Origin of the sequence: Pantoea sp. CTOTU49201 (assembly GCF_032054795.1) — a bacterium.
In the GTDB taxonomy this organism is placed as follows: Bacteria; Pseudomonadota; Gammaproteobacteria; order Enterobacterales; family Enterobacteriaceae; genus Pantoea; species Pantoea symbiotica.
The window spans coordinates 1-4466 of record NZ_DAMBSA010000380.1 but is presented as its reverse complement, the minus strand read 5'-3'; the positions used below and the strand labels follow the sequence as shown (position 1 = coordinate 4466).

Genomic DNA, 4466 nt, shown 5'->3' with positions numbered 1-4466 from the left:
TGGCGGTTTTATTGGGGGCGAAGTCAGCGTTGATGGCAGCGTATCAAGCCAGTTCCTGACGGCGTTACTGATGACCGCGCCGCTGGCGCAGCAAGACACGATCATCACCATTAAGGGTGATCTGGTTTCTAAGCCTTATATTGACATTACCTTGCACCTGATGCGCTGCTTTGGTGTGGACGTTGATAACCAGGATTACCAGCGTTTTGTGGTTAAAGGGCAGCAACAGTATCAGTCTCCGGGCGATTACCTGGTGGAAGGTGATGCGTCTTCTGCTTCTTATTTCCTCGCTGCGGCTGCCATTAAAGGTGGTACCGTGCGTGTAACAGGTATTGGCCGCAACAGCGTGCAGGGCGATATTCGTTTTGCTGATGTGCTGGAAAAAATGGGCGCAGTGATTGAGTGGGGCGATGATTACATCTCCTGTACGCGTGGATCGTTGACGGCAATCGATATGGATATGAACCATATTCCCGATGCGGCAATGACGATTGCGACTACTGCACTGTTCGCACAAGGCACCACGCTGATGCGCAACATCTATAACTGGCGTGTAAAAGAGACCGATCGTCTGGCTGCGATGGCGACTGAGTTGCGTAAAGTCGGTGCTGAAGTGGAAGAAGGACACGACTTTATTCGAGTGACACCGCCGGCTCAGTTGCAACATGCGGATATCGGTACCTATAACGATCACCGTATGGCGATGTGCTTCGCGCTGGTGGCTCTGTCTGATACGCCAGTAACTATCCTTGATCCAGGCTGCACCGCGAAAACCTTCCCAAGCTATTTCCAGCAGTTGGCGAAAATCAGTCATACTTTCTGATCGTCTAACCCGGCGCACTGCGCCGGGTTTCTTTGCTCTCCTTTGGCCTTATCAGGCGGAAATTCTTCTGAATCTGTCTATATTTCTAGCGCTGTCTACGCTAAAGGGTAACTAACCTGATGCAGGCAGCGTATAATGCCGCGCAATCCAGGCGGCCTGGAAGGGCTGACAATAAGCACGCAGCAACAGGAGAGAACAATGACGGCAATCGCCCCGGTTATTACCATCGATGGGCCAAGTGGCGCGGGTAAAGGGACTTTATGTAAAGCGATGGCGGAGTCGTTGCAGTGGCACTTACTGGATTCTGGCGCTATTTATCGCGTTTTAGCATTGGCTGCACTTCACCATCAGGTGGATATTGAGTCTGAAGAAGCATTAGTTCCGATTGCGGCGCATCTTGATGTGCGTTTTCTGTCGGTTGACGGTGAAATGCAGGTGGTGCTTGAAGGTGAAGACGTCACCGGTGAAATCCGCACGCAAGAAGTGAGCAACACTGCATCGCGCGTCGCCGCTTTTCCGCGAGTGCGTGAGGCGCTGCTTCGCCGCCAACGCGCCTTCCGCGAAGAGCCCGGTTTAATCGCTGATGGACGCGATATGGGAACCGTGGTTTTCCCTGACGCGCCAGTGAAAATTTTCCTCGACGCCAGCTCAGAAGAGCGCGCGCATCGCCGTATGCTACAGTTGCAGGAGAAGGGCTTTAATGTTAACTTTGATCGCCTTTTATCCGAGATAAAGGAACGCGACGACCGCGATCGTAATCGCGCCATCGCACCTTTAGTGCCTGCCACAGATGCTCTGGTACTGGATTCAACCAGTATGTCGATTGAGCAAGTGATTGAAAAGGCGCTTGATTATGCTAAGCAGAAGCTGGGCATTTAATCTTTCGGCAACCGAATTGCTGTAACCCTGTACCAAGGACCCGGTGCAGGGCATGTGAAACAACCCCATCCGACAATGAAGTCAGGTGGACGTTAAATTGAAGAATCCTAAGATTATCAATATGACTGAATCTTTTGCTCAACTCTTTGAAGAGTCCCTGAAAGAAATCGAAACCCGCCCGGGTTCCATCGTTCGTGGCGTTGTTGTCTCTATCGACAAAGACGTAGTTCTGGTTGATGCGGGTCTGAAATCTGAATCTGCAATTCCTGCAGAGCAGTTCAAGAACGCAGCCGGCGAACTGGAAATCCAGGTTGGCGACGAAGTTGACGTTGCGCTGGACGCAGTAGAAGACGGCTTCGGTGAAACCCTGCTGTCCCGTGAGAAAGCTAAACGTCACGAAGCTTGGATCACGCTGGAAAAAGCTTACGAAGACGCTGAAACTGTTACCGGTGTTATCAACGGCAAAGTTAAAGGTGGCTTCACAGTTGAGCTGAACGGTATTCGTGCGTTCCTGCCAGGTTCACTGGTAGACGTTCGTCCGGTTCGCGATACTCTGCACCTGGAAGGCAAAGAGCTTGAATTCAAAGTAATCAAGCTTGATCAGAAACGTAACAACGTCGTGGTTTCACGTCGTGCAGTTATCGAATCTGAGAACAGCGCTGAGCGCGATCAGTTGCTGGAAAACCTGCAGGAAGGCATGGAAGTTAAAGGTATCGTTAAGAACCTCACTGACTACGGTGCATTCGTGGATCTGGGCGGCGTTGACGGCCTGCTGCACATTACCGATATGGCTTGGAAACGCGTTAAGCATCCGAGCGAAATCGTCAACGTGGGCGACGAAATCACTGTTAAAGTGCTGAAGTTCGACCGCGAGCGTACCCGTGTATCTCTGGGCCTGAAACAGCTGGGCGAAGATCCTTGGGTGGCTATCGCTAAGCGCTATCCAGAAGGCACCCGCCTGACTGGTCGTGTAACCAACCTGACTGATTACGGCTGCTTCGTAGAAATCGAAGAAGGCGTTGAAGGTCTGGTACACGTTTCTGAAATGGACTGGACCAACAAAAACATCCATCCGTCTAAAGTTGTAAACGTAGGCGACGTGGTTGAAGTAATGGTTCTGGACATCGATGAAGAGCGTCGTCGTATCTCCCTGGGTCTGAAGCAGTGCAAATCTAACCCATGGCAGTTGTTCGCTGAGACTCACAACAAAGGCGATCGCGTTGAAGGTAAAATCAAGTCAATCACTGACTTCGGTATCTTCATCGGCCTGGACGGTGGCATCGACGGTCTGGTTCACCTGTCTGACATCTCCTGGAACGCGACTGGCGAAGAAGCCGTTCGTGAGTACAAAAAAGGCGACGAAATCGCTGCCGTTGTACTGCAGGTTGATGCAGAGCGCGAGCGCATCTCTCTGGGCGTGAAGCAGTTGGCTGAAGATCCATTCAACAACTACATCACCCTGAACAAGAAAGGCGCTATCGTGACTGGTAAAGTCACTGCAGTTGACGCGAAAGGTGCTACAGTAGAATTAGCTGACGGCGTAGAGGGTTACCTGCGCGCTTCTGAAGCTTCTCTGGACCGCATCGAAGATGCAACTCTGGTTCTGAGTGTTGGCGACGACGTTGAAGCTAAATTCACCGGCGTTGACCGTAAGAACCGCGTTGTGAGCCTGTCTGTTCGTGCTAAAGACCAGGCTGATGAGAAAGAAGCTATCAACACTGTTAACACCAAACAGGATGAAGGCAGCAACTTCTCTAGCGCGATGGCTGAAGCGTTCAAAGCGGCTAAAGGCGAGTAATCGACCTAAGGCACCGGACGATGAAAATCGTCCGGTTTCGGTAAAAGCTGTCATACCTTTCCCAATAAGGATTAACCGGAGGTTACATGACCAAGTCAGAACTTATTGAAAGACTTGCTGGCCAGCATACTCATATTCCGGCGAAAGTCGTTGAGGATGCGGTCAAAGAGATGCTTGAGCACATGGCCACTACGTTGGCCCAGGGCGAGCGCATTGAAATCCGGGGATTCGGCAGCTTTTCTTTGCATTACCGTGCACCGCGTACGGGTCGTAACCCGAAAACGGGTGACAAAGTGGATCTGGAAGGTAAATACGTTCCTCACTTTAAGCCGGGCAAAGAATTGCGTGACCGTGCGAACATCTACGGCTAAGCCGTTACCGAACGATAAAAACGACACTTTAGGGTGTCGTTTTTTTTTGCTTGCAGCATGCAGAATTGCGAGCTGGTCTCCAAAATGAAGTCCCACTAATGTAATCTCTGCAAAATTCTCTGAACCCATCGTGACACTCTCTCTTTTCACTGAAGCAAATCCCCCGTCTTCACTGCACACTCTTCCACCAATGAGGGAGAGCACAAATGCATATGAACTGGATTGTTCTTGCGAGATTGATGATTGCCTCGGCGTTGCCATTAGGTATATTGCCGCACATACCCACTGCGAGCGTAATACTCATTATGGTTGGATTCGCAGTATTACTCGGGTTGATGCCAATCATGTTGCTGCGGATATCAGGGATTGCTCTGTTAATGTTGGCATGGACATTGAATGAAGCTCGGCAGATGGTCAACAGCATTGAGGAACTGGCTGCCACGCCTATTGAAGCCACAGTGCGTATCACTGAAGTGCGTGAACAGAAGCAGCAGTTGACAGCGCAAATCCTGCTTATCGGTCAGCGTTATCAATTTCCACCTCTCTTTGTGACGCTCAATAATGCTTCTACTGAGCAACCATTTTGTGCCGGTCA

The 4466-nt window shown here is 50.7% G+C and carries 4 protein-coding genes and 1 pseudogene; all 5 read left to right on the top strand.

What is annotated here, in order from left to right:
- A partial coding sequence (aroA, locus tag RTY00_RS20445) for a 3-phosphoshikimate 1-carboxyvinyltransferase (RefSeq protein ID WP_312665871.1) occupies positions 1–823 on the top strand: 823 nt, incomplete at its 5' end.
- Between the two features lie 198 nt (positions 824–1021).
- Positions 1022–1702 carry a (d)CMP kinase gene (cmk, locus tag RTY00_RS20440; protein WP_036647904.1) on the top strand — a complete coding sequence of 227 codons (681 nt, stop codon included), beginning with the start codon at positions 1022–1024 and terminating at the stop codon, positions 1700–1702.
- Positions 1703–1823: 121 nt separating this feature from the next.
- A complete protein-coding gene (gene rpsA, locus RTY00_RS20435) occupies positions 1824–3500 on the top strand; it encodes a 30S ribosomal protein S1 (protein WP_052025984.1) in 1677 nt (558 codons plus the stop codon).
- A gap of 86 nt (positions 3501–3586) precedes the next feature.
- Positions 3587–3871, top strand: a complete 285-nt coding sequence (gene ihfB / locus RTY00_RS20430) for an integration host factor subunit beta (protein ID WP_003849360.1) — start codon at positions 3587–3589, stop codon at positions 3869–3871.
- Positions 3872–4077: 206 nt separating this feature from the next.
- A pseudogene (locus RTY00_RS20425) lies at positions 4078–4466 on the top strand (competence protein ComEC); the annotation flags it as partial.